At 67.1% G+C, this 22096-nt stretch carries 23 protein-coding genes; 11 read left to right on the top strand and 12 right to left on the bottom strand.

Annotated features, from left to right (window positions below):
- Positions 1-31: 31 nt before the first annotated feature.
- The 8 genes from AAEX57_RS06025 (at position 32) to AAEX57_RS05990 (ending at position 7251) form a co-directional block, all read left to right on the top strand.
- Positions 32-1021: a PhoH family protein gene (locus tag AAEX57_RS06025; RefSeq protein WP_342091567.1), complete on the top strand. Its 990-nt coding sequence runs from the start codon at positions 32-34 to the stop codon at positions 1019-1021.
- The gene (gene ybeY / locus AAEX57_RS06020) at positions 1018-1476 is read left to right on the top strand and encodes an rRNA maturation RNase YbeY (RefSeq protein WP_342091413.1); all 459 of its coding nucleotides are present in this window, start codon (positions 1018-1020) and stop codon (positions 1474-1476) included. The genes AAEX57_RS06025 and ybeY overlap by 4 nt, the downstream gene beginning before the upstream one ends.
- Positions 1477-1545: 69 nt before the next feature.
- A complete protein-coding gene (locus AAEX57_RS06015; RefSeq protein ID WP_342091414.1) occupies positions 1546-2856 on the top strand; it encodes a hemolysin family protein in 1311 nt (436 codons plus the stop codon).
- Positions 2849-3886, top strand: a complete 1038-nt coding sequence (gene era, locus AAEX57_RS06010; RefSeq protein ID WP_446721098.1) for a GTPase Era — start codon at positions 2849-2851, stop codon at positions 3884-3886. Before AAEX57_RS06015 ends, era begins: the two co-directional genes overlap by 8 nt.
- 53 nt (positions 3887-3939) lie before the next feature.
- Positions 3940-4494, top strand: a complete 555-nt coding sequence (locus tag AAEX57_RS06005; protein WP_342091415.1) for a hypothetical protein — start codon at positions 3940-3942, stop codon at positions 4492-4494.
- A 272-nt stretch (positions 4495-4766) separates the two neighbouring features.
- The gene (gene leuA, locus AAEX57_RS06000; protein ID WP_342091416.1) at positions 4767-6518 is read left to right on the top strand and encodes a 2-isopropylmalate synthase; all 1752 of its coding nucleotides are present in this window, start codon (positions 4767-4769) and stop codon (positions 6516-6518) included.
- A 125-nt stretch (positions 6519-6643) separates the two neighbouring features.
- The gene (locus tag AAEX57_RS05995) at positions 6644-6868 is read left to right on the top strand and encodes a FitA-like ribbon-helix-helix domain-containing protein (protein WP_342091417.1); all 225 of its coding nucleotides are present in this window, start codon (positions 6644-6646) and stop codon (positions 6866-6868) included.
- Positions 6865-7251, top strand: coding sequence for a type II toxin-antitoxin system VapC family toxin (locus AAEX57_RS05990; RefSeq protein WP_342091418.1), 387 nt, complete (start codon positions 6865-6867; stop codon positions 7249-7251). The genes AAEX57_RS05995 and AAEX57_RS05990 overlap by 4 nt, the downstream gene beginning before the upstream one ends.
- 94 nt (positions 7252-7345) lie before the next feature.
- Here AAEX57_RS05990 and AAEX57_RS05985 read toward each other — a convergent pair whose 3' ends face one another.
- The 3 genes from AAEX57_RS05985 to AAEX57_RS05975 form a co-directional block, all read right to left on the bottom strand.
- Entirely contained in the window at positions 7346-8167 is an 822-nt protein-coding gene (locus AAEX57_RS05985) for an isoprenyl transferase (RefSeq protein ID WP_342091419.1), read from the bottom strand.
- Between the two features lie 41 nt (positions 8168-8208).
- Positions 8209-9813 carry an FMN-binding glutamate synthase family protein gene (locus AAEX57_RS05980; RefSeq protein WP_342091420.1) on the bottom strand — a complete coding sequence of 535 codons (1605 nt, stop codon included), beginning with the start codon at positions 9811-9813 and terminating at the stop codon, positions 8209-8211.
- A gap of 103 nt (positions 9814-9916) precedes the next feature.
- Positions 9917-11266: a hypothetical protein gene (locus AAEX57_RS05975; protein WP_342091421.1), complete on the bottom strand. Its 1350-nt coding sequence runs from the start codon at positions 11264-11266 to the stop codon at positions 9917-9919.
- Positions 11267-11324: 58 nt separating this feature from the next.
- Between AAEX57_RS05975 and recO the strand changes: the two genes are divergently transcribed.
- Positions 11325-12098 carry a DNA repair protein RecO gene (gene recO / locus AAEX57_RS05970; protein WP_342091422.1) on the top strand — a complete coding sequence of 258 codons (774 nt, stop codon included), beginning with the start codon at positions 11325-11327 and terminating at the stop codon, positions 12096-12098.
- A 6-nt stretch (positions 12099-12104) separates the two neighbouring features.
- Here the strand turns inward: recO and AAEX57_RS05965 are convergent, their stop codons facing one another.
- From AAEX57_RS05965 to AAEX57_RS05950, 4 genes are read right to left on the bottom strand one after another with little or no spacing between them, the layout of a single operon-like run.
- Positions 12105-12530, bottom strand: coding sequence for a Fur family transcriptional regulator (locus AAEX57_RS05965; RefSeq protein ID WP_342091423.1), 426 nt, complete (start codon positions 12528-12530; stop codon positions 12105-12107).
- Complete coding sequence (locus tag AAEX57_RS05960; RefSeq protein WP_342091424.1) at positions 12520-13503, bottom strand: metal ABC transporter permease; 984 nt, start codon at positions 13501-13503, stop codon at positions 12520-12522. The genes AAEX57_RS05965 and AAEX57_RS05960 overlap by 11 nt, the downstream gene beginning before the upstream one ends.
- On the bottom strand, positions 13500-14297 hold the full coding sequence (locus AAEX57_RS05955) for a metal ABC transporter ATP-binding protein (protein WP_446721099.1): 798 nt from the start codon (positions 14295-14297) through the stop codon (positions 13500-13502). Before AAEX57_RS05955 ends, AAEX57_RS05960 begins: the two co-directional genes overlap by 4 nt.
- A complete protein-coding gene (locus tag AAEX57_RS05950; RefSeq protein ID WP_342091426.1) occupies positions 14288-15220 on the bottom strand; it encodes a metal ABC transporter substrate-binding protein in 933 nt (310 codons plus the stop codon). The genes AAEX57_RS05955 and AAEX57_RS05950 overlap by 10 nt, the downstream gene beginning before the upstream one ends.
- Positions 15221-15291: 71 nt before the next feature.
- On the opposite strand from AAEX57_RS05950, the gene AAEX57_RS05945 reads away from it, so the two are divergent.
- A complete protein-coding gene (locus AAEX57_RS05945) occupies positions 15292-15600 on the top strand; it encodes an antibiotic biosynthesis monooxygenase family protein (RefSeq protein ID WP_342091427.1) in 309 nt (102 codons plus the stop codon).
- A 246-nt stretch (positions 15601-15846) separates the two neighbouring features.
- Positions 15847-17226, top strand: a complete 1380-nt coding sequence (locus tag AAEX57_RS05940; protein WP_342091428.1) for a glycine--tRNA ligase — start codon at positions 15847-15849, stop codon at positions 17224-17226.
- A 71-nt stretch (positions 17227-17297) separates the two neighbouring features.
- On the opposite strand, the gene AAEX57_RS05935 is transcribed toward AAEX57_RS05940, so the two are convergent.
- Genes AAEX57_RS05935 through AAEX57_RS05915 form a run of 5 tightly spaced genes read right to left on the bottom strand, consistent with a single transcriptional unit; the run spans position 17298 to position 22091 of the window.
- Positions 17298-17948, bottom strand: a complete 651-nt coding sequence (locus AAEX57_RS05935) for a serine O-acetyltransferase (protein ID WP_342091429.1) — start codon at positions 17946-17948, stop codon at positions 17298-17300.
- A 39-nt stretch (positions 17949-17987) separates the two neighbouring features.
- On the bottom strand, positions 17988-19214 hold the full coding sequence (gene lhgO, locus AAEX57_RS05930; protein WP_342091430.1) for an L-2-hydroxyglutarate oxidase: 1227 nt from the start codon (positions 19212-19214) through the stop codon (positions 17988-17990).
- On the bottom strand, positions 19211-20518 hold the full coding sequence (locus tag AAEX57_RS05925) for an NAD(P)H-dependent oxidoreductase (RefSeq protein WP_342091431.1): 1308 nt from the start codon (positions 20516-20518) through the stop codon (positions 19211-19213). Before AAEX57_RS05925 ends, lhgO begins: the two co-directional genes overlap by 4 nt.
- A complete protein-coding gene (rfbC, locus tag AAEX57_RS05920) occupies positions 20515-21060 on the bottom strand; it encodes a dTDP-4-dehydrorhamnose 3,5-epimerase (protein WP_342091432.1) in 546 nt (181 codons plus the stop codon). The genes AAEX57_RS05925 and rfbC overlap by 4 nt, the downstream gene beginning before the upstream one ends.
- A 2-nt stretch (positions 21061-21062) precedes the next feature.
- Positions 21063-22091 carry an NAD-dependent epimerase/dehydratase family protein gene (locus AAEX57_RS05915; protein WP_342091569.1) on the bottom strand — a complete coding sequence of 343 codons (1029 nt, stop codon included), beginning with the start codon at positions 22089-22091 and terminating at the stop codon, positions 21063-21065.
- Positions 22092-22096 lie beyond the last annotated feature (5 nt).

The raw sequence follows: 22096 nt of genomic DNA, 5'->3' as shown, positions 1-22096 counted from the left end.
CCGTCGGCTCAGCGTCCCCGCGTCCATCCCGATGGTCAACGTGCTGGGCCCCCGCGACGACTTCCTGCGGGTGCTGGAGGAGGAACTGGACGCCGACATCCTGGTGCGCGGCAATGAGGTGATGCTCACCGGCACCGCCGCCGACATCCAGCTGGCCGCCGACGTGTTCACGGAGATGATCACCATCCTGCGTACCGGCCAGGGGCTCACCAAGGATGCGGTGGAGCGGATCGTCGGGATGACCGCCGCCAGCGACGAGGTGAGCCCCGCCGAGGTGCTCACCCACAACATCCTGTCCACCCGGGGCAAGTCGATCCGTGCCAAGACGCTCAACCAGAAGCGCTATGTGGATGCGATCGACGCCAACACCGTCACCTTCGGGATCGGCCCGGCCGGCACCGGCAAGACCTACCTGGCTGTCGCCAAGGCGGTGCAGGCGCTCAACGCCCACCAGATCAACCGGATCATCCTCACCCGCCCGGCGATCGAGGCGGGGGAGCGGCTCGGCTTCCTGCCCGGCACCCTGAACGACAAGATCGACCCCTACCTGCGCCCGCTCTACGACGCGCTGCACGACATGATGGACCCCGAAGCCGTGCCGAAGCTGCTGACCGCCGGCACCATCGAGGTGGCGCCGCTCGCCTACATGCGCGGCCGTACGCTGAACGACGCCTTCATCATCCTGGACGAGGCGCAGAACACGTCCATGGAACAGATGAAGATGTTCCTCACCCGGCTGGGCTTCAACTCCAAGATCGTCGTCACCGGTGACATCACCCAGGTGGACCTGCCCAACGGCCAGCCGTCGGGCCTGCGCGGCGTGCAGCAGATCCTGGACGGGGTCAAGGACATCGCCTTCTGCAACCTGACCAGCCGCGACGTGGTGCGCCACCAGCTCGTCGGCCGGATCGTCGCCGCCTACGATCAGTACGAGAGCACGGACGCGGTGCAGCAGGCCTTCGACCGCCAGCCCAACCGGGCCGAGCGTCGGGCGCGGGACTTTGGAGGGACCAAGCGATGATCGACCTGAACAACGAGTCCGGGCAGAGCGCCGACGAGCAGGGCCTGATCAAACTGGCCAACTTTGCCCTGGCCCAGCTGCGGATCCACCCGCAGAGCGACCTGTCGATCCTGCTGGTGGACGAACCCACCATGGAGAACTACCACCTGCGCTTCATGGACCTGCCCGGCCCCACCGACGTGCTCAGCTTCCCGATGGACGAGCTGCGCGCCCCCGAGGATGACGACGAGGAAGCCCCGCAGGGCCTGCTGGGCGACATCGTCCTCTGCCCGGCCGTCACCGAACGACAGGCCGCGGAGAACGGCCGTCGCCCCGACGAGGAAGCGGAATACCTGCTGATCCACGGCTTGCTGCACCTGCTGGGGCATGATCACGCCGAGCCGGAGGAGAAGGCCGTGATGTTCGGGCTGAACGACAAGATCATCGCCGCGTGGCAGGCGCACAAGGGCGCATGAGGCCTTCGCCGGTGGCGGACGGTAGAATCTGGGGGAATCCCCTGTGAGAGACGAGAGTGATCCGCCCCTGTGACCCAGAACAACTGGATCGAAATTGGCATTGCCCTGGTGTGCGTCGTACTGGCCTTCCTGCTGGCCGCGGCAGAAACCGCGCTCACCCAGATCAGCCGAGGGCGGGCCGAGAAGCTCGTCGAGGAGGAACGCCCCGGCGCGGCGCGGCTGCAGAAGATGGCCGAAGACCCGGCGCCCTATGTGAACACCACCCTGCTGGTGCGCACCATCTGCGAGCTGGTGGCGGTGGTGCTGGTCTGCCAGATCACCTTCGCGCACGTGCAGGGCAGCTGGCAGCGACTGCTGATCGCAGCCGGCCCGATGATCCTGATCAGCTACATCCTGTGGGGTGTCGCGCCGCTGACCATCGGCCGGCAACGCTCGGAAACCATCGCCCTGCGCGCCTCCGGCCCCGTCTCGGTGCTCACCACCATGCTGGGGCCGCTGCCGCAGCTGATGATCCTGATCGGCAACGCACTGACCCCGGGGCGCGGCTTTGCCGACGGCCCGTTCAGTTCCGAGGCGGAATTGCGAGACCTGGTGGACCAGGCCGAGGCGTCGGATGTGATCGACCAGGGCGAGAGCCGGATGATCCACTCGGTCTTCGAGCTGGGCGACACGATCGTGCGCGAGGTGATGGTGCCGCGCCCGGACATGGTCTTCATCTCCGCCGACAAGACGTTGCGACAAGGTCTGTCGCTGGCGCTGAGAAGCGGCTTCAGCCGGATCCCCGTCGTCGGGGAGGGCCTGGACGACATTCAGGGCATGGTCTACCTGAAGGACATGGTGAAGCGCAGCTACGACAATCCCGACGCCGAACGCAACGAGACCGTCGCCCAGCTGATGCGCCCCGCCCATTTCTGCCCCGACTCCAAGGCAGCCAATGAGCTGATGCGGGAGATGCAGCGTGACCGCAACCACGTCGTGATCGTCGTGGATGAATTCGGCGGCACCGCCGGCCTGTGCTCCATCGAGGACGTGCTGGAGGAGATCGTCGGCGAGATCGTCGACGAGTACGACGCCGAACCCACCCACACCGAGGAACTGGAGCCGGGCGTCTTCCGGATCTCCGCCCGGTTGCCGATCGACGAACTGGGCGACCTGTTCGGCCTGGAACTGGACGACGAGGATGTCAGCACCGTCGGCGGCCTGATGGCCAAGCAGCTCAACGTGGTGCCGATCCCCGGCAGCGTGGTCAACTGGGCGGGTCTGCGGATCGAGGCCGAGAAGGCCTCTGGTCGACGCCACCAGATCGACACCTGCCTGGTGCACCGCACCCCCGACGACAGCCCCATCACCGACGACGACACCGAGGACGACCATGCCTGAGCCCACCAAGGACCCGAAGAAGGCTCAGCAGAGCGCTGGCCGGATGCCCACGCTCGACGAGTTGATGAGCGACGACTTCGACCCCGAGACCGACATCGACTGGACTGGGGACAAGACCTTTCGCTCCGGCTTCGCCTGTTTCGTCGGCCGACCCAATGCCGGCAAGTCGACGCTGACCAATGCGCTGGTGGGCTCCAAGATCGCCATCACCAGCTCCAAGCCGCAGACCACCCGGCATTCCATCCGCGGGATCGTGGACCGGCCGGACTCGCAGTTGGTGCTGATCGACACCCCCGGGCTGCACAAACCGCGCACCCTGCTGGGCCAGCGACTCAACGACCTGGTGCGCGAGACCTGGACGGAGGTGGACGTGATCGGCGTCTGCCTGCCCTCCAACCAGCCGATCGGCCCCGGCGACACCTTCCTGGTCACCGAGATCGCCAAGCTGCCCAAGAAGCCCAAGCTGGTGGCGCTGGCCACCAAGATCGACCTGGTCAGCGGCGACCGGCTGCGCCAGCACCTGCTGGACATCCAGGCCCTGGAGGAGAAGCTGGGCATCCGCTGGGAGACGATCATCCCGTGTTCGGCCGTCAGCGGTGAGCAGACCGACGTGGTGGCCGACGAGTTGGTCAAGCTCTTGCCCTACGGCCCCGCCTTCTACCCCGACGGTGAGGTCACCGACGAGCCCACCGAGACGCTGGTCAAGGAGCTCATCCGCGAGGCCGCGCTGGAGGGGGTGCGCGACGAACTGCCGCACTCCATCACCGTCGAGATCGACGAGATGGGCCTGCGCGCCGGCCGGCCAGAGGACAAGCCGCTGCTGGACGTCTTTGCCTCGATGATCGTGGAGCGCGACTCCCAGAAGGGCATCATGATCGGCCACAAGGGGGAACACCTCAAGGAGGTGGGCACCCGCGCCCGGCAGCAGATCAGCGCCCTGCTGGGCACCCCGGTGCACCTGGACCTCAAGGTGAAGGTGCTCAAGGACTGGCAGCGCGACCCCAAGTACCTCAACCGGCTGGGCTTCTGAGCGACGTTCCTCGGGGCCTCGCGCCCCGGACCGAGCTGTGGCAGGATCACGGCATGAGCCACGACGTCGTGACCGAGACCTTCCACAATTCTGGCGGCATCAAGATCGGTGCCGTCGTGCGCCGGGTGCAGCCGACGAGCCTGTCCACCATGGTGTGCTTCACCCGGCCCGAGGGGCTGTACCACGTCGAGAGCCGGATCGAGTTCGACGACGAGAACCCGCGGCACTGGCGGCACTATGTCTGGCACGACGAGCAGAACTTCGTCGAGCGCGACCACGAGCCGAGCGACCCGGCCGATGCCGTTCCCAGCTTCGCCGAATACCTGCTGGTCAAGGAATTGCTGGATTCCGGCGATGCGGAGCTGCCTTTCACCCTGCTGGAGGAGCAGGCCGGCTCGCTGCACCGGGCTGTGCTGGTGCACGAGGCCGACGAGGTCGGCCTGTACGTGGCGGAGAAGCTCACCAACCGGCACCGAGTGGTGGGCGACGAGGTGATCGCCAGCGACTGGAATGGCGCTGGCTCCCGCCTGGTGCATGACCTGGACGAGTTGTTCAGGGGCCTCGACGAGCAGGTCGCGATGCGGGTCCGCACCTTCCTCAAGGGGTGAGGATCCCTCGGCTGGCTGGTGACCACGACGGCCGAGCCTGTGGAGGCCCCTGGGCGGCTCCCGTCCCGAAATCCGGACGGATATCCCACGCGTCGGCCATGGTCTGGCTAGAGTGCCTGACATGGCGTTCGTGAAGCATGGCCTGCCCCCGCGGGTCCGACTGCTCCTTGTCTGCCGCAGCGAGGCCCGGTAACCAATCCGGCCACGGCATCCTCGCTGCGGAGCCCTGTCACGCCATGGCACCCACCCTCCACAGCTTGAGGAGCACCAGCATGACCACCCAGAACCAGTTCGGCACCCGCCCCCAGCAGGGCATTCCCGTCCAGCAGCCCAGCCCGATGCCGTTCGGCCGCTACACCGCCTTCCAGCCCGTCGACGTGCCGGACCGTACTTGGCCCACCAAGAAGATCACCCAGGCCCCGCGCTGGCTGTCTACCGACCTGCGCGACGGCAACCAGGCGCTGATCGACCCGATGACCCCCGCCCGCAAGCGCAAGATGTTCGACCTCCTGGTGGCGATGGGCTACAAGGAGATCGAGGTGGGCTTCCCCTCGGCCTCCCAGACCGACTTCGACTTCGTCCGCAGCCTGATCACCGACGACGCGATCCCGGACGACGTGCAGATCTCCGTGCTGACCCAGGCCCGGGAGGACCTGATCGAGCGCACCGCGCAGAGCCTGGTGGGCGCCAAGCGCGCCAACATCCACATGTACAACGCCACCGCGGAACTCTTCCGTCGGGTGGTCTTCAAGGTCAGCGAGGCGGAGTGCATCGCGCTGGCCACCCGCGGTACCGAGATGGTGATGAAGCACGCCGAGGCCAATCTGGGCGACGTCGAGTTCGGCTACCAGTACAGCCCGGAGATCTTCACCCAGACGCCCACCGACTTCGCCGTCGAGGTCTGCAATGCCGTTGCCGACGTCTGGCAGCCCAGCGAGGGCCGCGAGATCATCTTCAACCTGCCCGCCACGGTGGAGATGAGCACGCCGAACACCTATGCCGACCAGATCGAGTACTTCGGCCGCAACATCCGCAACCGGGAGAATGTGGCGATCAGCCTGCACCCGCACAATGACCGCGGCACCGCCGTCGCCGCCACCGAGCTGGGCATGATGGCCGGTGCGGACCGGGTGGAGGGCTGCCTGTTCGGCCACGGCGAGCGCACCGGCAATGTGGATCTGGTCACGCTGGGGCTGAACCTGTTCAGCCAGGGCATCGACCCGAAGATCGACTTCGGCCACATCGACGAGATCCGCCGCACCGTCGAGTACTGCACCGGTCTGCCCGTGCATCCACGCCATCCCTACGCCGGTGACCTGGTCTACACCGCTTTCTCGGGCAGCCACCAGGACGCCATCAAGAAGGGCCTGGAGATGCTGGAGAAGACCGCGCAGGAACAGGGCAAGGGCATCCACGACGTCGCGTGGGAGGCACCCTACCTGCCGATCGACCCGCACGACGTCGGCCGCAGCTACGAGGCCGTGATCCGGGTGAACAGCCAGTCCGGCAAGGGTGGGATGGCCTACCTGATGAAGACCGACCACAAGCTGGATCTGCCGCGCCGGCTGCAGATGGAGTTCAGCCGCGTCGTCCAGGCACACACCGACACGGAGGGCGGCGAGGTGAATTCGGCCCAGCTGTGGGAGATCTTCTCCAGCGAGTACCTGCTGCGCGACGAGCCGCTGAAGCTGGGGGAGACCTCCACGGCCAGTCAGGCGGGGGTGCACACCATCTCCGCCAAGGTGACCTGGCGCGGAGCGGAGCAGACCATCACCGGCGAGGGCAATGGACCCGTCTCGGCCTTCGTCGACGCGCTGGGCAACCTGGGCGTCGAGCTGCGGGTGCTGGACTACACCGAGCACGCCCTGACCGCCGGCGGCGACGCGCAGGCCGCGGCCTACGTCGAGTGCGAGGTGGGCGGCGAGGACGACGCCCGGATCGTCTGGGGTGTCGGGATCGACCCCGACATCATGACCGCCTCGCTGCAGGGCGTGGTCAGCGCCGTCAACCGGATGGACGTCTGAGCAGTACCCGTCGCATCGCCCACCCGCGCCGGGAGCGCGGGCGGGCGATCCGCGTGGCACGAACGCGGGCGGAGGAGAATCAGTGAGCAAGTGCATGCACTTCACATGTATGACATGCTTGATGCATGACGACTATTCAGGTGCGCAATGTGCCCGAGGAGCTGAGCCGATCGCTCAAGGCGCGGGCTGCTTCCCAGGGGCGCTCGCTCAGCGACTATCTCTTGGGGGAGCTCGAGCAGATCAACCAGCGGCCGGATCGTGCCGAGCTTGCTGAGCGGATTGCTCGTCGCGGGCGGCAGTCGCTGACCCCCGCCAGTGACGTGCTCGCGGGCGAGCGCGCGTCTCGATGACACTGGTTCTTGATGCGTCGGCGGCTGCGGAATTCCTTCTGGGAACGGAGCAGGGACTGGATGTCGGAGTCCACATGGGGAGCCACCCCTTGATTGCGCCGCAGCTTCTGGCTGCTGAAGTGGTCTCGATCCTGCGAGGCTGGAACTTGAGCGGACAACTGGCTTCGGAACGAGTCGCCTTCGCCTTGCAGGACTTCAAGGACCTGGGGGTCCAGTTGTTCGACATGGGTGAGTTGATGTTCCCTGCGTGGAAGCTGCGACACAACGTCAGTGCATATGACGCCATGTACGTGGCGCTGGCGGAAGCGTTTGAGTGCCAAGTGTTGTCCTGTGACCTGAAGCTGGTACGCGCCATGCCCGACCTTGTGATCAGCCCTGCGTAGCCGAGCACCATGAGCCCGAGGGAACCACCCCTCGACAGGCTCGGGACCGTGGTTGGGGCTGGTGACCACGGTGGCCGAGCCTGTCGAGGCCTGGTCAGTGGACGGGTGCCTCGCTGGGCCGGGCCTGGGAGACCTCGTTCGGGATCGCGCCACCGAAGCGCCGGTCGCGGTTCACATACAGCTCGATGGCCTGCCACAGGTCGCGCCGGTCGAAATCCGGCCAGAGCTGGTCCAGGAAGACCATCTCCGCATAGGCCGACTGCCACAGCAGGAAGTTGCTGGTGCGCTGCTCGCCCGAGGAGCGGACGAACAGGTCCACCGGGGGAATCTCCGGGCAGTACAGGTGCTGCGTGATGGTCTTCTCGGTGATCCGGTCCGGATCCAGCTTGCCGGCCTTGGCCAGCCGGGCGATCTCCCGCACCCCGTCGGCAATCTCCGCCTGGCCACCGTAGTTGCAGCAGAACTGAAGCGTCAGGGTGGTGTTGTCCTTGCTCTGCTCCTCGGCCACCTTGAGCTCATTGATCACGCTGCGCCACAGCTTGGGGCGTCGCCCGGCCCACCGCACCCGGACCCCCAGCTCATCGAAATTGTCCCGACGGCGGTGGATCACGTCGCGGTTGAAGCCCATCAGCCAGCGAACCTCGTCGGGGGAGCGCTTCCAGTTCTCCGTGCTGAAGGCGTAAGCGCTCAGGTAGGGGATCCCCAGCTCGATCGCGCCCTCGATCACGTCGAACAGGCTGGCCTCGCCCCGGGCATGCCCGTCGGTGCGCTTGAGCCCGCGCTGCTTGGCCCAGCGGCCATTGCCGTCCATCACGATGGCGACGTGTTGGGGCAGCAGCTTCTGCTCGATCTGCGGCGGGGTGGCACCCGACGGGTGCGGGGACGGGCTGCGCTTGACGGGAAACTTGGTGCTCACACCTGCGAGCCTAGCGCCGCGGCCGTCCCCGCACCCGCGCGTCAGCCGGTCGGGGCGTCGGTGTGTGCCGAGTTGTCCACCGGCTCGTGCTGCACCACCTCGTCCTTGCCCGCCTGGTCATCGCCGGCTCGCATGATCCGGGCAATCTCGTCACGGATCTCCTGGCCGGGCACGCCCCAACCGTCGCGGTAGCCGTAGATCTCCCGCAGGCTCTGGTGACCATTGGTGCCGTGCATGATGTCGACGTCGTCCGGGCTGAGCAGCGCGGGATGCTCGACGCCGGCGGCCTCGGAGACCTTCAGCAGGTCACGCCGCAGGGTCTGCACATAGCGGGCCAGCCGCTCGGCCTTGCCCTGCGGCTCCAGCCCGTGCGCCAGCCACTTGTTCTGGGTGGCGACGCCGGTGGGGCACTCGTCGGTGTGGCACTTCTGCGCCTGGATGCAGCCGATCGCCAGCATCGCCTCCCGGGCGACGTGCACCATGTCCGCGCCCAGCGCGAAGGCGACGATCGCATTGTCCGGCAGGCCCAGCTTGCCGGAACCGATCCACACAACGCGGTCGCTCAAACCGCGCTCGGCGAAGATCCGGTAGACCTCGGTGAAACCCACCCGGAAGGGGTAGGAGACGCTGTCGGAGAAGACCATCGGCGCCGCACCGGTGCCGCCCTCGCCGCCGTCGATGGTGATGAAGTCAACCCCGCGGCTGCCGTCGCTCATCGTGTCGGCCAGCTCGTGCCAGAAGCCCAGGTCGCCGACGGCGGACTTGATTCCCACCGGGAGCCCCGTGCGCTCGGCGACCCGCTCGACGAAGTCCAGCAGCTCGTCGATGTTGCGGAAGGCGGTGTGCCGCGACGGGCTGACCACGTCCTTGCCCTCTTCGACGCCGCGGATCTGGGCAATCTCCGCGTTCACCTTGGCGCCGGGCAGGTGACCGCCCAGCCCGGGCTTGGCGCCCTGGCTCAGCTTGATCTCGATCATCCTGACCGGGGCCGACTCGACGACGCCGGCCAGCTTCTCCAGATCGAAATTGCCGTCGGCGTCGCGGCAGCCGAAGTAGCCGGTGCCGATCTGCAGCATCAGGTCCCCGCCCTGACGGTGGTGGTCGGACAGGCCACCCTCGCCGGTGTTGTGCATGAAGCCGGCCAGCGCGGCGCCCTTGTTGATCGCCTGGATGGCCTGCGGGCTGAGCGAACCGAAGCTCATCGCGGAGACATTCACCACGGAACTGGGGCGGAAGGCCTTGCGTCGGCCGCGCGGCCCTCCGACCACCTTGGCGCAGGGCACGGGACGCGACGGGTCCAGGTGAAGCGGGGAGGCAGGGGCCACGTCGGAGAAGGTGCGGTGCTTGACCACCGGGTACTCCTGGTTCTCCACGTCATTGTCCGTGCCGAAACCGAAGTAGTTGTTCTGTCCCTTGGACGACGCGTAGACCCAGCGCCGCTGGTCGCGGCTGAAGGGGCGCTCCTCGTCATTGCCGGTGACGATGTACTGGCGCAACTCCGGCCCGATCGCCTCCAGGCCGTAACGGGCGCGGGCGAGCACCGGGAAATTGCGGCGCAGGGCGTGCTTGGTCTGCAGGAGGTCCTGGGCGGCGAGCGCGGCCACGGTGGCGGCGGCTGCTCCGGCGGCGGTCTTCTTGAGGCTCATGTGACGATCCTCACCCGGGTGCTCCGGTCAGGGCCAGAGCTGTTCGCCATGGGCATGATGACGAACAGGTGACGGCTCAGCCCCGCCGGTCACCTGCGATTCATCAGTCGGGCGCGATGGTGAACAACAGGTAGTTCTCCATGGCCTTGAGTTCCGCGGTGCCGTGTGAGTGGTACCACGCGGCCCAGCCGTCCTCCTCCTCGTGGGTGGGGGTCCAGGCCTGTTCGAACCAACCCTTTACCCGCTCGAAGTCCTCGGGCCCCGTCTGGCCGGGGTCGAAGGCCACGCGCAGGTGGTTGAACCGGGACTCGTCGTCGGCGTTGCCCTCCAGCGCCCATTGGAAGGCGCCCAGGGGGTTGGGGAGGACAACGTCGTTCCCCTCGTTGCGGTCCATCGGGTCGATCTGGCTGTCCGTCGGCAACCGCAGGAGGCGGGCGAGGGCGTCGATGTTCTCGACGGTGAAGTCGTACTCGCCGTCGAGGATCCTGCTGGCCGTTTCCACCGCGGCCTGCACCTCGGGCGTCGCCTCGGCGGGCTGGGTGAACAGCTCATCCGAGGCTTGCTCGGCCGGCTGCTGCGACGGGGGTTCCAGGCGCATCCGCACCCACTCATCCTCCAGGAACACGTGAACAGTCCAGTCGTTGATCAGCCAGACCTGCTCGTCGCCGTGATCGTCGAGGCACTCCCCATAGGTCTCCTCCAGGACACAGACCAGCTCGTCGAAGAGCGAATCGAGGTCGCGTTCTGGCCAGTCCTCGGCGATGAAGGGGTTGAGGGAGAGCATCTCGAATCGCGCGACAGAGAGGTCGGAGCGGATGGCTGAGACCACGAAGGGTGCCTCGCGACGGTCGAATTCCACCAGCACCGGCATCTCCGGCACCAGACTCACCGGTTCGACCGCGTTCAGCAGGCGGCACAGCCGCCAGGTCTCGGGCTCGCTGGCCAGCAGCTCACGCAGGGCAATGGTGACGGTGTCGATGATCTCGATGCAGCCGTCGGTGATCTGCTCACTGGTGGGAGGGGCGGTCTGCTGGTGACGGAAGTTGTCGGCGATGACGTTCAGCGAGAGCGAGCCCAGGCTCTGCACCAGTTCGAAGTCATGCCCGGTGGGCATCCGCCACACCCGACGGCGATTGCACGGCACATAGCGCACCGTGCCCACCGGATTCCCGAACTGCTCGGTGGCCGCGGCATCTGCGGCGGCGAAGGCCTGGTCCAGGTCAGCGTCGGTGATCAGGGTGCCGAAACCTTGCACGGTGCCGTCCTCGGCCTTGAAGGCGAACCGCTCGCCGTCGGGAAACTCCACGCCCTTGACGCGCAAGCGGCCCAGCGGTGACGCGCCAACACGCTTGGCCAGCTGCTTCACCGAACCCACCCGCCAGTCGAAGGGTGGCTCTGACAGGTCATGGAGACGACGGATGGTCTGATCCAGCTCAAGCGTCGGGTTGGACATGCGTTCAGTCTAGGAGGGGTCGGGTCACCGGCTCCACGGTGCGTGGCAGAATCCATGGGTGCCCACCTATCGTGATGAAGCCGTCGTGCTGCGGACCCACAAGCTGGGCGAAGCGGACCGGATCATCACCCTGCTGAGCCGGCAGAATGGCAAGATCCGGGCCGTGGCCCGCGGGGTACGGCGCACCTCGTCCAAGTTCGGCGGACGGCTGGAGCCCTTCAGCCACGTCGATGTGCAGTTCGCCACCGGGCGTGCCCTGGACGTCGTCGCGCAGGCCGAGAGCCTGCACGCCTTTGGTGAGCCGCTGCTGACGGATTACGACGCCTATTGCTGCGGTCAGGTGATGCTGGAGACGGCGGACCGGCTGGTGGCGGAGGAACGCGAACCGGCGCTGCAGCAGTACCGCCTGCTGGTGGGGGCCCTGCGGGTGCTGGGGAAGGGCACCACCGACGGGCCCCGTCCGGCAACCATGGTGCTGGACTCCTACCTGCTGCGCGCCCTGGCCGTGGCCGGCTACGCGCCGGCGCTGGAGGCCTGCGCCCGGTGCGGCACCGCCGGCCCGCACCAGTTCTTCAACCCGTCGGCCGGTGGGATGGTGTGCGTCGAATGCCGCCCGCCCGGCTCTGCGCGACCCCGGCCCGAGACCATCGGCTACCTGCAGGCCCTGCTCACCGGCGACTGGACGCAGACCCGTGACGTCCAGAGCCCCCGCCAGCGGGAAGGCAGTGGACTGATCCAGGCCTTCGTGCAGTGGCACCTGGAGCGGGGGCTGCGCTCCATGCCCTATGTGAACCGCAGTGACTCGCAGACCCCGGTCACGCGTCCGTTCTGAGGCTGTTCAGCAGACCGAGCAGAGCCCGAAGAGCTCGATCTCGTGCCCCGCATCCCGAAAGCCGTGCTCCGCGGCCACCTCGGCGGCCCACTGCTCCACCACCTTGGCGCTGATCTCCACCGTCCGGCCGCACTCCCGGCAGACCAGGTGGTGATGGTGGCCGTCGGAGCACTGGCGGTAGACCATCTCCCCGTCGTCGGTGCGGATCGCGTCCACCTCGCCGGAATCGGCCATGGCCTGCAGGGTGCGGTAGACGGTGGCCAGCCCGACGGAATCCCCGGCGGCGCGCAATTCCTCGTGCAGTTGTTGGGCGCTGCGGAAGCCGTCGATGTCGGTCAGCAGCGCGCGGATCGCCAGCCGCTGCCGGGTGGTGCGCTGGCCGGTACGGCCGGCCTTGCGGGGCTGAGTGCTCATCTCTGGTTCAGTGCTCATCGAAGTGGTCTCCGTGGGGTGCGTGCCGGTGCCCGTCGTGCAGGTAGTCGACGTGGTCACCGTGCTGGATGGCGACGTGGTCGCCGTCGTGGCTGTGCGGCGGTTCGGCGCAGATGACGTGCTCCACCGGCACCACCAGTTCATGCTTGGCCGCCCATGTGGCGTGCCGGCGGTGCAGGATCGCGGTGAAGGGCCAGGTGGCCAGGAAGAGCGCGATGGCGCAGACCACGATCGTCGCGCCCGACGCCGTGTTCCAGAAGTAGGAGCCGACGGTGCCGCCGAAGGCCACGCTGGCGCCGATCGCCATCGAACCGAACAGGCAGGCCTTGAAGCTGACGAACAGGTTCTGGGCGGTGGCCACCGGAATCACCATCATGGCGCTGACCAGCAGCAGACCGACGGTGCGCATGCTCATGGTGACGGTGACCGCGGCCAGCACCACGATCAGCAGGTTCAGCCAGCGCACCTTCAGCCCCAGGACCTGACTGAAGTCCTCGTCGGCACAGATCGCGAACAGTCGTGGCCACAGCCCGACGCAGAAGAGCAGGACCACGCTGGCCAGGATGCTGACCACCACCAGATCGGACTCGGAGACGGTGGTGAGCGAGCCGAACAGGAATTGGGAGAGCGCGCCGGTGCCCTGACCGCCCAGACCGGCCATCATCACGCCGGAGGCCAGTCCGCCGTAGAAGAGCACGGCCAGCCCGACGTCGCCGGTGGCGCGGCCCTGCTGGCGCAGCAGCTCCACGGCCACCGCGCCCGCCACGCAGACCGCGATCGCCAGTGGCAGGGGAGCGGTGCCGGTGAGAAAGCTCAAGCCCACCCCGGCGACGGCGACGTGGCCCAGTCCGTCGCCCAGCAGGCTGAGCCGGCGCTGCACGATGTAGGTGCCGATCGCCGGGGACATCAGGCCGGAGAGGAAGGCGGCAATCAGGGCGCGCTGCATGAAGGCGACGCCGAACAGTTCGTTCATCGGTTCTCCCGCGGGGGTCGGTTCTCGGCCAGCAGCCGGGGCGCGGGGAGCGGTGGCGCGGTCTGGGGGTTGGTGTAGTGGTGGTGGCCACCGAGACCGGGCCCGGCCAGCAGCGGACCGTCGTGGATCACCTGACCGGTGCGAAGCACGACGGAGCGGTCGATCAGGCCCTCCAGCGGTCCCAGTTCGTGCAGTACCACCAGGATGCCCAGGCCATCCTGCTTGAGCTCGCCGAGCACCGCGGCCAGGGCACGTTGGGTGTCCATGTCCAACCCGGCCAAGGGCTCGTCCAGCACCAGCAGCTCGGGTTCGGTGCACAGCGCGCGGGCGATCAGGGCGCGCTGCTGCTGCCCACCCGACAGCCGCAGGAAGGGTGCCTTGCGCAGTTCGGTCAGCTGCACCCGTTCCAGGGCCTGGCCGATCGCGGCGCGGTCGGCCCGTCGCATCGGGATGAAGGGGCCGCGACGGCCGAGCCGGCCGGTTGCCACCACCTCACCCACCGTCGCATTGGCCAGTTGCAGGGTGACCCGCTGGGGAACATGACCCACCCGTTGCCAGTCGTGGAAGCGCTCCAGTGGGGTGCCGAACAGGCGTCGTTCGCCGGAGCTGACCGGGGCCAGACCCAGCAGGGTGCGCACCAGGGTGGTCTTGCCGGAGCCATTGCCGCCCAGCAGCGCAACGGTCTCGCCGGGCATCACCCGGGCGCTGACCCCATGCAGGATCTCGTGCCCCTGCAGGGCGACGACCAGGTCGCGGCCCTCCACCAGGGGTGTTGCGGAGTGGTTCACTGGCATCCGTTCGCGGTTTTCAGGGCGGCGAGGTTCGCGCGCTGCACTGCAATGTAGTCGGTGCCCTTGGATTCGGGGGTGATCCCCTCGATCGGGTCCAGCACGTCGGTCCTCAGCTTCAGGTCGCCGGCAATCGCCTTGGCATGCCCCGGGGAGGTGAGGGTCTCGTAGAAGATGGTGGTGACGCCGTGTTCCCTGGCCAGCTTCTGCACCTCGGCGATCCGGGTGGGCGACGGGTCGGATTCGGGGGAGAGGCCGGAGATCCCGATCTGGGTCAGGCCGTAGGCATGGGCCAGGTAGCCGAAGGCGGCGTGCGAGGTGATGAACTCCTTGCGCTGGCAGTTCTTCAGCCCGGCGGTGAAGTCGTTGTCCAGCGTGGTCAGCTCGGTCTTCAGCTTGTCCGCATTGGCCGTGAGGGCGTCGGAGCCCTCGGCGTCGACCTCGGCAAGCGTGGTGGCGACCGCACTGGTGATCGCGGCCATGTTGGTGGGGTCCAGCCAGATGTGCGGATCGGTGGCGTGCTCGTGGCCGTCGCCCTCGGAGTGCTCGTGATGCTCGTGACCGTCGTCGGTGGCCGATTCCATCAGTTCGACGGCGGTGCTGACGTCGATCACCCTCTTGGGCTGTGCCTGTTGCACCGCATCGTCGACGGCGCTCTGGAAGCCCTTCTGGTAGATCACCAGATCCGCCTCCGTCAACGAGGCGACCTGCTTGGCGGAGAGGTCTACGTCGTGTGCCTCCTGACCCGGAGAGGTGAGGCTGGTCACCGTCGCCCGCTCGCCGGCGACCCGCTCCGCCACGAACTGCAGCGGGTAGAAGGCCGCCACGACGGTGAGCTTGTCGTCTTCGGCGGCGGGCGTGGTGGAGCCACAGGCCGGGGCGATCAGGAGCAGGGCGGAGGCGACAAGCGCGGTCAGGCGGTTCTTCATGGGAACCATTATCAACAAAGATGAGAATGGTTCGCAAATCGTCGTGGGGAGGCGAACGCTAGGCTCGCGTCGTGATCGTGATCAACCGCTTTCGGGTTTCGGCGTCGCAGCGCCCCTCCTTCCTCGCGCAGGCCGAGGCCGCCGTCGAACTCTTTCGCAGCAAGCAGGGGCTGGAGTCGATCGACCTGGTGCAGAATCTGGACGATCCCGAACTGTGGGCCCTGGTCACCCGCTGGGAGCACGTCGGTGCCTACCGCTGGGCACTGGGCGGCTACGAGTCCAAGATGACGCTGACCCCGCTGCTCAGCCTGTGCATCGACGAACCGAGCGCCTTCGCCGATCCCGAGACGGTGGGGGAGAACCTGCCGAGGAGGTTCTGACGAGTCCGTCTCCGGGGGGGGGGGGGGTCGACAAGCCCGGCCAACGTGGCCGGGGTTCAGCCGTCCTCGACGAGCTCGGCCAGCGGGCTTGGGCTGGGCGCGGAAGGTGCCCGTCGTGTCAAGGGCTGGGCTGGTCGGCAATTCCCGATAGGGTGGACCGCAGCGTGAACGGCCGCACTGTGCGGTGCTGCGCACAGCCCGGCACCCTCCAGGCGTCGGGTCCATTGAGGACATGGAGAAGAAGAAGTGGCACCCAGCACTCTCGACAATGTGATCAGCCTGTGCAAGCGACGGGGATTCGTCTTCCCCTGCGGTGAGATCTACGGCGGCACCCGCGCCGCATGGGACTACGGACCCCTGGGCGTCGAGCTCAAGGAGAACATCAAGAAGCAGTGGTGGCGCTTCATGGTCACCGGCCGCGACGACGTCGCCGGCCTGGACAGCTCGATCATCCTGCCCAAGCAGGTCTGGGTGGCGTCGGGGCACGTCGGTGTGTTCACCGATCCGCTGACCGAATGCCTGTCCTGCCACAAGCGTTTCCGCGCCGACCACCTGGAAGAGGACTTCGAGGCCAAGCACGGCCGCCTGCCGGAGAACCAGGCCGAGGTGAACTGCCCCAACTGTGGCAACAAGGGCCAGTGGACCGAGCCGCGCGACTTCAACATGATGCTCAAGACCTACCTGGGCGTGCTGGAGGACGAGTCCGGCCTGCACTACCTGCGCCCAGAGACCGCCCAGGGCATCTTCGTGAACTTCAAGAATGTGGTGCAGTCCAGCCGGATGAAGCCCCCCTTCGGCATCGGCCAGATCGGCAAGAGCTTCCGCAACGAGATCACCCCCGGCAACTTCATCTTCCGCACCCGCGAGTTCGAGCAGATGGAGATGGAATTCTTCGTCAAGCCCGGCACCGACGAGGACTGGCACCAGTACTGGATTGACGCCCGCACCCAGTGGTACACCGATCTGGGTATCAACCCGGAAAATCTGCGCCACTACGAGCACCCGCAGGAGAAGCTCTCCCACTACTCCAAGCGCACCGTCGACATCGAGTACAAGTTCGGCTTCGCCGGAAGCGACTGGGGCGAGCTGGAGGGCATCGCCAACCGCACCGACTTCGACCTGAAGACTCACTCGGAGCACTCGGGTGTCGACCTGAGCTACTTCGACCAGGCGGCCGGCGAGAAGTACATCCCCTACGTGATCGAGCCGGCCGCCGGTCTGACCCGCTCGCTGATGGCCTTCATGGTGGAGGCCTACACCGAGGACGAGGCGCCCAACACCAAGGGCGGCGTGGACAAGCGCACCGTCCTGAAGCTGGATCACCGCCTCTCCCCGGTCAAGGCCGCGGTACTGCCGCTGAGCCGCAATGAGCAGCTCTCGCCGAAGGCCCGGGATCTGGCCGCCCAACTGCGCAAGAGCTGGAATGTTGACTTCGACGACGCCCAGGCGATCGGCAAGCGCTACCGTCGCCAGGACGAGATCGGTACCCCCTACTGCATCACCGTCGACTTCGACACACTGGAGGACAATGCGGTCACCATCCGCGAGCGTGACACCATGCAGCAGGAGCGGGTGGCGCTCGACCAGGTGCAGGGCTACCTAGCCCAGCGCCTGATCGGCTGCTGACCAACCCATCGGCGAAACGCCCGGAGCCACCTGGCTCCGGGCGTTTCGTCTACCCCGACATCGGGGAACTCCTACTCGGCGCGCATCACCCGGGACCTGGGCGAGAGCACGGTGGCGCGGGACGGGATGTCGTCCATCACCGTCGCATTGGGTCCGATCTGCACGTCGTCACCCACCCGGACGTCGCCCAGGACACAGGCATTGGCGCCGACGGAGACATTGCGGCCCAGCTTCGGCGCCTCGCCGGCGTAGCGGTTCGGGTCACCGCTGATGGCCCCGAGGGTCACTCCCTGCCGGATGATGCAGTCGTCGCCGATCACGCTGAAGGGGTGGATCACGATGCCGTGCTGCTCCACAAAGCGCACTCGGTGACCCACCTGAACGCTGTCCGGAAGGTCAATGCCGTAGACATTGCGGCAGAAGAGCTGTCCGGCCCGACTGACCGCCAGTACGGGCCGACGCAGGACGCCGGGCGCATCGGAGGTGTGTGCCCACGCGCCAACGCGGGCTGCGGCCAGGGCCTGGAAGCCCGGCCGCAGCACCCCGTCATTGGCCCGCATGTCTTCCCGGAGCTGCCCCAGCAGCGGCACCTTCTGGGTCAGGGCGCGTACCCAGCCTCGGCTGGGTGGTGCCGAGACGCGCTCGGCCCACCCCTCACCATGCTGGCTGTCAGCACCCGGCACCTGCTCGGTGCGAGGCCCGGTCTGCTCCTGCTCTGTCATTGATAGAACCCCCCAGGACTGGATTGGAACTCATCCAGACTAGGTTCCAAGAAGCTGCTCCGTGATGTGGTTCGCGATCGGCATAGCCGACGTCGCGGCCGGGGAGGGGGCATTGCAGACGTGCAGCATGCGTGCGGTCTGCAGGAAGTGGAAGTCCTCCACCATCGTCCCGTCGGCCCGGACGGCCTGCGCCCGGATGCCGGGCGGGTAGGGCCCCAGGTCACCAGTGGTCAGCTTCGGACAGTACTTCTGCACCCGCTTGAGGTAGCTGGGCTTGTGCACCGAATCCCACTGTTCCTTGATCCCGGTGCGCAGCATGCCCTTGGCGAGCTTCCAGAAGCCCTTGAAACGGACGAAGTCCACCACGTCGCCGGGCGCGATCGACAGCTTCGGGTAGCCCTCCCGGGCAAAGCCCATCACCGCATTGGGCCCGACGGTGACCGTCCCGTCCATCATCGGCGTCAGATGGACGCCCAGGAAGGGTAGATCCGGATCCGGCACCGGGTAGATCAGGGCGGAGACGATGCTGTTGTGTTGCGGGGCGAGACGGTAGTATTCGCCGCGGAAGGGCACCATCTGGAAATCGGGTTCCAGACCCGCCATCCGGGCCAGTCGATCGGCCTGGATCCCGCCACAAACCACCAGCTGTCGGGCGTAGACCCGCTCGTTGCCGGTGCCACCACCCAGATCCACCGAGACCTCGCTCAGGGACTCGTGGATGCCCGCCACCGGGGTGGACAGCCGCACCGCGCCGCCCAGCGCGACGATCTTGTCGGCCATCTTGGCGCAGACCTCGCGATAGTCGACGATGCCGGTCTGCTTGACCACGATGGCGCCGAGCCCCACCACATTCGGTTCACGACGACGCAGCTCGGCACCGTCGATCAGTTCGACGTCGAGTTCGTTCAGCGTGGCCCGCTCGAAGAGCTTGTGCATCCGCTCGAGCTCGAGCTCGTTGGTGGCGACGATCAGCTTGCCCGTGTTGCGGTATGCAATGCCGTTGGCGTCGCAGAAGTCGCGGGTCCACTGGGCGCCCTGCTTGCAGAACAGTGCCTTCTTGGAACCAGGGGCGTAGTAGACGCCGGCGTGGATCACGCCGGAATTGTGGCCAGTCTGGTGCGCGGCCACCTGCGCCTCCTTGTCCACCACCAGCAGCGAGGATCCGGGGCGCTTCTCCAGCAGGGTGAGGGCGGTGGCGAGGCCGACGATGCCGGCCCCGACCACCAGATAGTCGTACACCCCGTCACATTCGGTGTGCTCGCTCACCGGTCAGCCACCGGGAAGAGTGCGTCCTGTTCGGTGCGCAGCGCGTCGGCCAACCGACCTGCGGGAATCTCGACATCGGCATAGGAGATGACCTCGTCCTTGGCGATGTCGCGCTTCAGTACGCAGCCCTCGGCCAGACCCAGCGGCAGCAGGTTCTCGCCGCGCTGGATCGACGCCTTCTCGCACACGCCGTAGTAGTCGTAGCCACCCTTGGCGTCCAGTTCCTGACCGGCCTTGAGCTCGCGCTTGGCCATCGGCACCACCTCAACCCGCGGCCCGTCGGGCAGCGGCTTGATGCACGCGTCGCCCAGCAGCATGGCGCGGGCAATGGTGTTGGGCACCTCGAAGTGGCACAGGTGGTAAGGCTGGTAGAAGGAGTAGAGCGGTCCCTCACCCAGTTTGTACAGGTTGAGGTAGTGCTGCTGCTTCGGGTCGTCGTGGGTGGCCAGGACGTAGACGCCCGGCCCCGGCTTGGCCTTGACGACGTAGTCCACCGCGCCGCCCAGCGCCTTCAGCTCGGCCAGGTCGTACAGTCCGGTCAGCTCGTCAACGTGGCCCTCGTGGTCCCGGCCCAGGCAGCCGCGCTGGTGCACGGAGAAGCCGGCCGCATTGGCCACCAGGGCCTGCTCCACGCTCACCTTGGTGCCGTCGGCAAAGGAGGTCACCATGTGCGGGTCCTGTCCCCACTTCTTGGCGAAGCCCTCCTGGGTGGTGGGGTTGCGGTACTCGTCCTGCAGGCCCTTGATGTTGCCGGCCACCAGTGGCTCCAGCCCCAGCCCGCGGACAAAGCGGATCAGGTTCATCTGCACGCCGGGCTGGTCACCGTCCATGCCGGTGTACACGACGCCGGCCGCCTCGGCCTTCTTGCACAGGATGGTGCCCAGGGTGGCGTCCACCTCGGCATTCATCAGCACCAGGTGCTTGCCGTGCTCGATGGCGCACAGCGCCAGCTCGGCTCCGAAGAAGACGCTGCCGGTGGCGTCCACCACCACGTCGACCTCGTCGGAGGCGCACAGGGCGGTGTGGTCGTCGGTGACGGCCACCTTGCCCTGTCGGGCGGCGGCGGACACGGCGCTGGCATTGTCCGTGTCCACCACCTGGTCACTGCCGTAGCCGGCGTAGTCGAGCGCGGCCCGGGCCTTCTCCAGCGAACGGGCGTAGACCGCGGTGATCACCATGCCCGGCACGGTGTGGTGGATGTGGTTCATCATGCCGCGGGCCATGAAGCCCGGGCCGACGACGCCGACGCGGATCGGCTGGTGCGCCAGTTCCGCGCGCTGCAGCAGGGTGTCGGTGATGATCACTGAGGAATCTCCTTGCCATCCCAGTCGGGCCAGTTCTGGTCCTTCTCGCTGATCACCTCGACCTCGACGGGCCACTCCAGGCCGAAGGCCGGGTCATTCCAGCGCTGGCCACGTTCGCTCTGAGGGGCGTAGTAGCCGGAGACCTGGTAGGTGACCAGGGTGTCGTCGCTCAGGGTGAGATAGCCGTGGGCGCAGTAGGGCGGGATCCACAGGGCGCGGTGGTTGTCCTCGGAGAGCTCCACCATCACCTTCTTGCCGAAGGTGGGGGAGTCCTCACGCAGGTCCAGGCAGCAGTCGACGATGCTGCCCTTGACGCAGCGCACCAGCTTGCCCTCGGCGTCGGGCTCGATCTGGCGGTGCATGCCGCGCATCGTGCCCTTCTTGTGATTTCCGCTCATGTTGGCCTGCACCACCTCGGTGGGCAGCCCGTGCTCGGCGAACTCCTTGGCGTCGAAGGTACGGGTGAAGAAGCCACGGTCGTCGGTGAACGGCTTGATGTCGATGATCCAGCAGCCGTCGACCTCGGTGGGGGTCCATTCCATGATCAGTTTTCCTTCGTGGTCCAGAAGAGGTCCGGGGTGACCTGCTTGGTCTCGAGCAGGTACTCGATCTGCTTCAGCCGGGTGTGGCCCCGGCCGTTGAAGATCTCCGGGGTGAGCTGGATGGCCTCGAAGACCTCATGCAGCTGCTTGGCGCCGGCGGCCAGGTCCCAGTCGGTGGAGTAGCCCAGGGTGTCGGTGATCTTGTCGAAGTTGACCCGGTAGGAGCGGTTGTCGGCGCTGGGCTCACCGAAGGTCAGCTCGCAGCCGGTGAACTCCTGGGCCACGGTCTCGGCGATCTGGCGCACGGTGTAGTTCTGGTTGTTGGAGCCGACGTTGAAGATCTCCGAATGCACCTTCTCCACCGGGGCATCCAGTACGGCGCGGATGGCCTTGGCGATGTCCAGGCCATGCACCATCGGGCGCCACGGGGTGCCGTCGGAGGTCATCGCGATCTTGCCGGTGGTCCAGGCCAGACCGGACAGGTTGTTCAGCACGATGTCGAAGCGCTGGCGCGGGGAGGCGCCGTAGGCGGTGGAATTGCGCAGGGCGGTGGGATGGAAGTTGTCGTCGGCCATCTTCCACAGGTCATTCTCGGTGAGCACCTTGCACTTGGCGTAGGCGGTCTGCGGGTTGACCTCGCTGGTCTCGTCGGCGACGCCCTCGGCCACCCCGTAGGCGGAGCACGACGACATGTAGACGAAGCGCGGCACGCCGGCCTGCTTGGCCACCTCGGCCACGTGCACCGAACCCTTGTGGTTGATGTCATAGGTGATCGGACCCACCAGATCACCGGTGGGGTCATTGCTCAACTCCGCCATGGCGACGACGGCGTCGAAGCCCTCGCAGTCGGCGACGGTCAGCTCCCGCATGTCCTTGTTCAGGGTCTGCGGGGTCATCGCGACGCCGTTGTACAGCCAGCCGTACTTGTAGAAGCCCGTGTCCAGGCCCACCACCTCATGGCCATCGGCGGCCAGGGTAGGGGCCAGCAGGCAGCCAAGGTAGCCGTCGGTTCCGGTAACCAGGATCTTCATGTTCT

Origin of the sequence: Luteococcus sp. H91, assembly GCF_038433135.1 — a bacterium.
Taxonomy (GTDB): Bacteria; Actinomycetota; Actinomycetes; order Propionibacteriales; family Propionibacteriaceae; genus Luteococcus.
This window is presented reverse-complemented; position numbering and strand designations above follow the sequence as displayed.

Bases quoted from the DNA above. Each gene is read 5' to 3' on its own strand.
- AAEX57_RS06005 (WP_342091415.1), top strand. From the start codon at position 3,940: ATGAGCCACGACGTCGTGACCGAGACCTTCCACAATTCTGGCGGCATC.
- AAEX57_RS05915 (WP_342091569.1), bottom strand. From the start codon at position 22,091: ATGAAGATCCTGGTTACCGGAACCGACGGCTACCTTGGCTGCCTGCTG.
- AAEX57_RS05980 (WP_342091420.1), bottom strand. From the start codon at position 9,813: ATGAGCCTCAAGAAGACCGCCGCCGGAGCAGCCGCCGCCACCGTGGCC.
- rfbC (WP_342091432.1), bottom strand. From the start codon at position 21,060: ATGGAATGGACCCCCACCGAGGTCGACGGCTGCTGGATCATCGACATC.
- AAEX57_RS05990 (WP_342091418.1), top strand. From the start codon at position 6,865: ATGACACTGGTTCTTGATGCGTCGGCGGCTGCGGAATTCCTTCTGGGA.
- AAEX57_RS05975 (WP_342091421.1), bottom strand. From the start codon at position 11,266: ATGTCCAACCCGACGCTTGAGCTGGATCAGACCATCCGTCGTCTCCAT.
- AAEX57_RS05960 (WP_342091424.1), bottom strand. From the start codon at position 13,503: ATGAACGAACTGTTCGGCGTCGCCTTCATGCAGCGCGCCCTGATTGCC.
- AAEX57_RS05965 (WP_342091423.1), bottom strand. From the start codon at position 12,530: ATGAGCACTGAACCAGAGATGAGCACTCAGCCCCGCAAGGCCGGCCGT.
- AAEX57_RS06025 (WP_342091567.1), top strand. From the start codon at position 32: ATGGTCAACGTGCTGGGCCCCCGCGACGACTTCCTGCGGGTGCTGGAG.
- leuA (WP_342091416.1), top strand. From the start codon at position 4,767: ATGACCACCCAGAACCAGTTCGGCACCCGCCCCCAGCAGGGCATTCCC.
- ybeY (WP_342091413.1), top strand. From the start codon at position 1,018: ATGATCGACCTGAACAACGAGTCCGGGCAGAGCGCCGACGAGCAGGGC.
- AAEX57_RS05935 (WP_342091429.1), bottom strand. From the start codon at position 17,948: ATGACAGAGCAGGAGCAGACCGGGCCTCGCACCGAGCAGGTGCCGGGT.
- AAEX57_RS05950 (WP_342091426.1), bottom strand. From the start codon at position 15,220: ATGAAGAACCGCCTGACCGCGCTTGTCGCCTCCGCCCTGCTCCTGATC.
- AAEX57_RS05955 (WP_446721099.1), bottom strand. From the start codon at position 14,297: ATGCCAGTGAACCACTCCGCAACACCCCTGGTGGAGGGCCGCGACCTG.
- era (WP_446721098.1), top strand. From the start codon at position 2,849: ATGCCTGAGCCCACCAAGGACCCGAAGAAGGCTCAGCAGAGCGCTGGC.
- AAEX57_RS05995 (WP_342091417.1), top strand. From the start codon at position 6,644: ATGACGACTATTCAGGTGCGCAATGTGCCCGAGGAGCTGAGCCGATCG.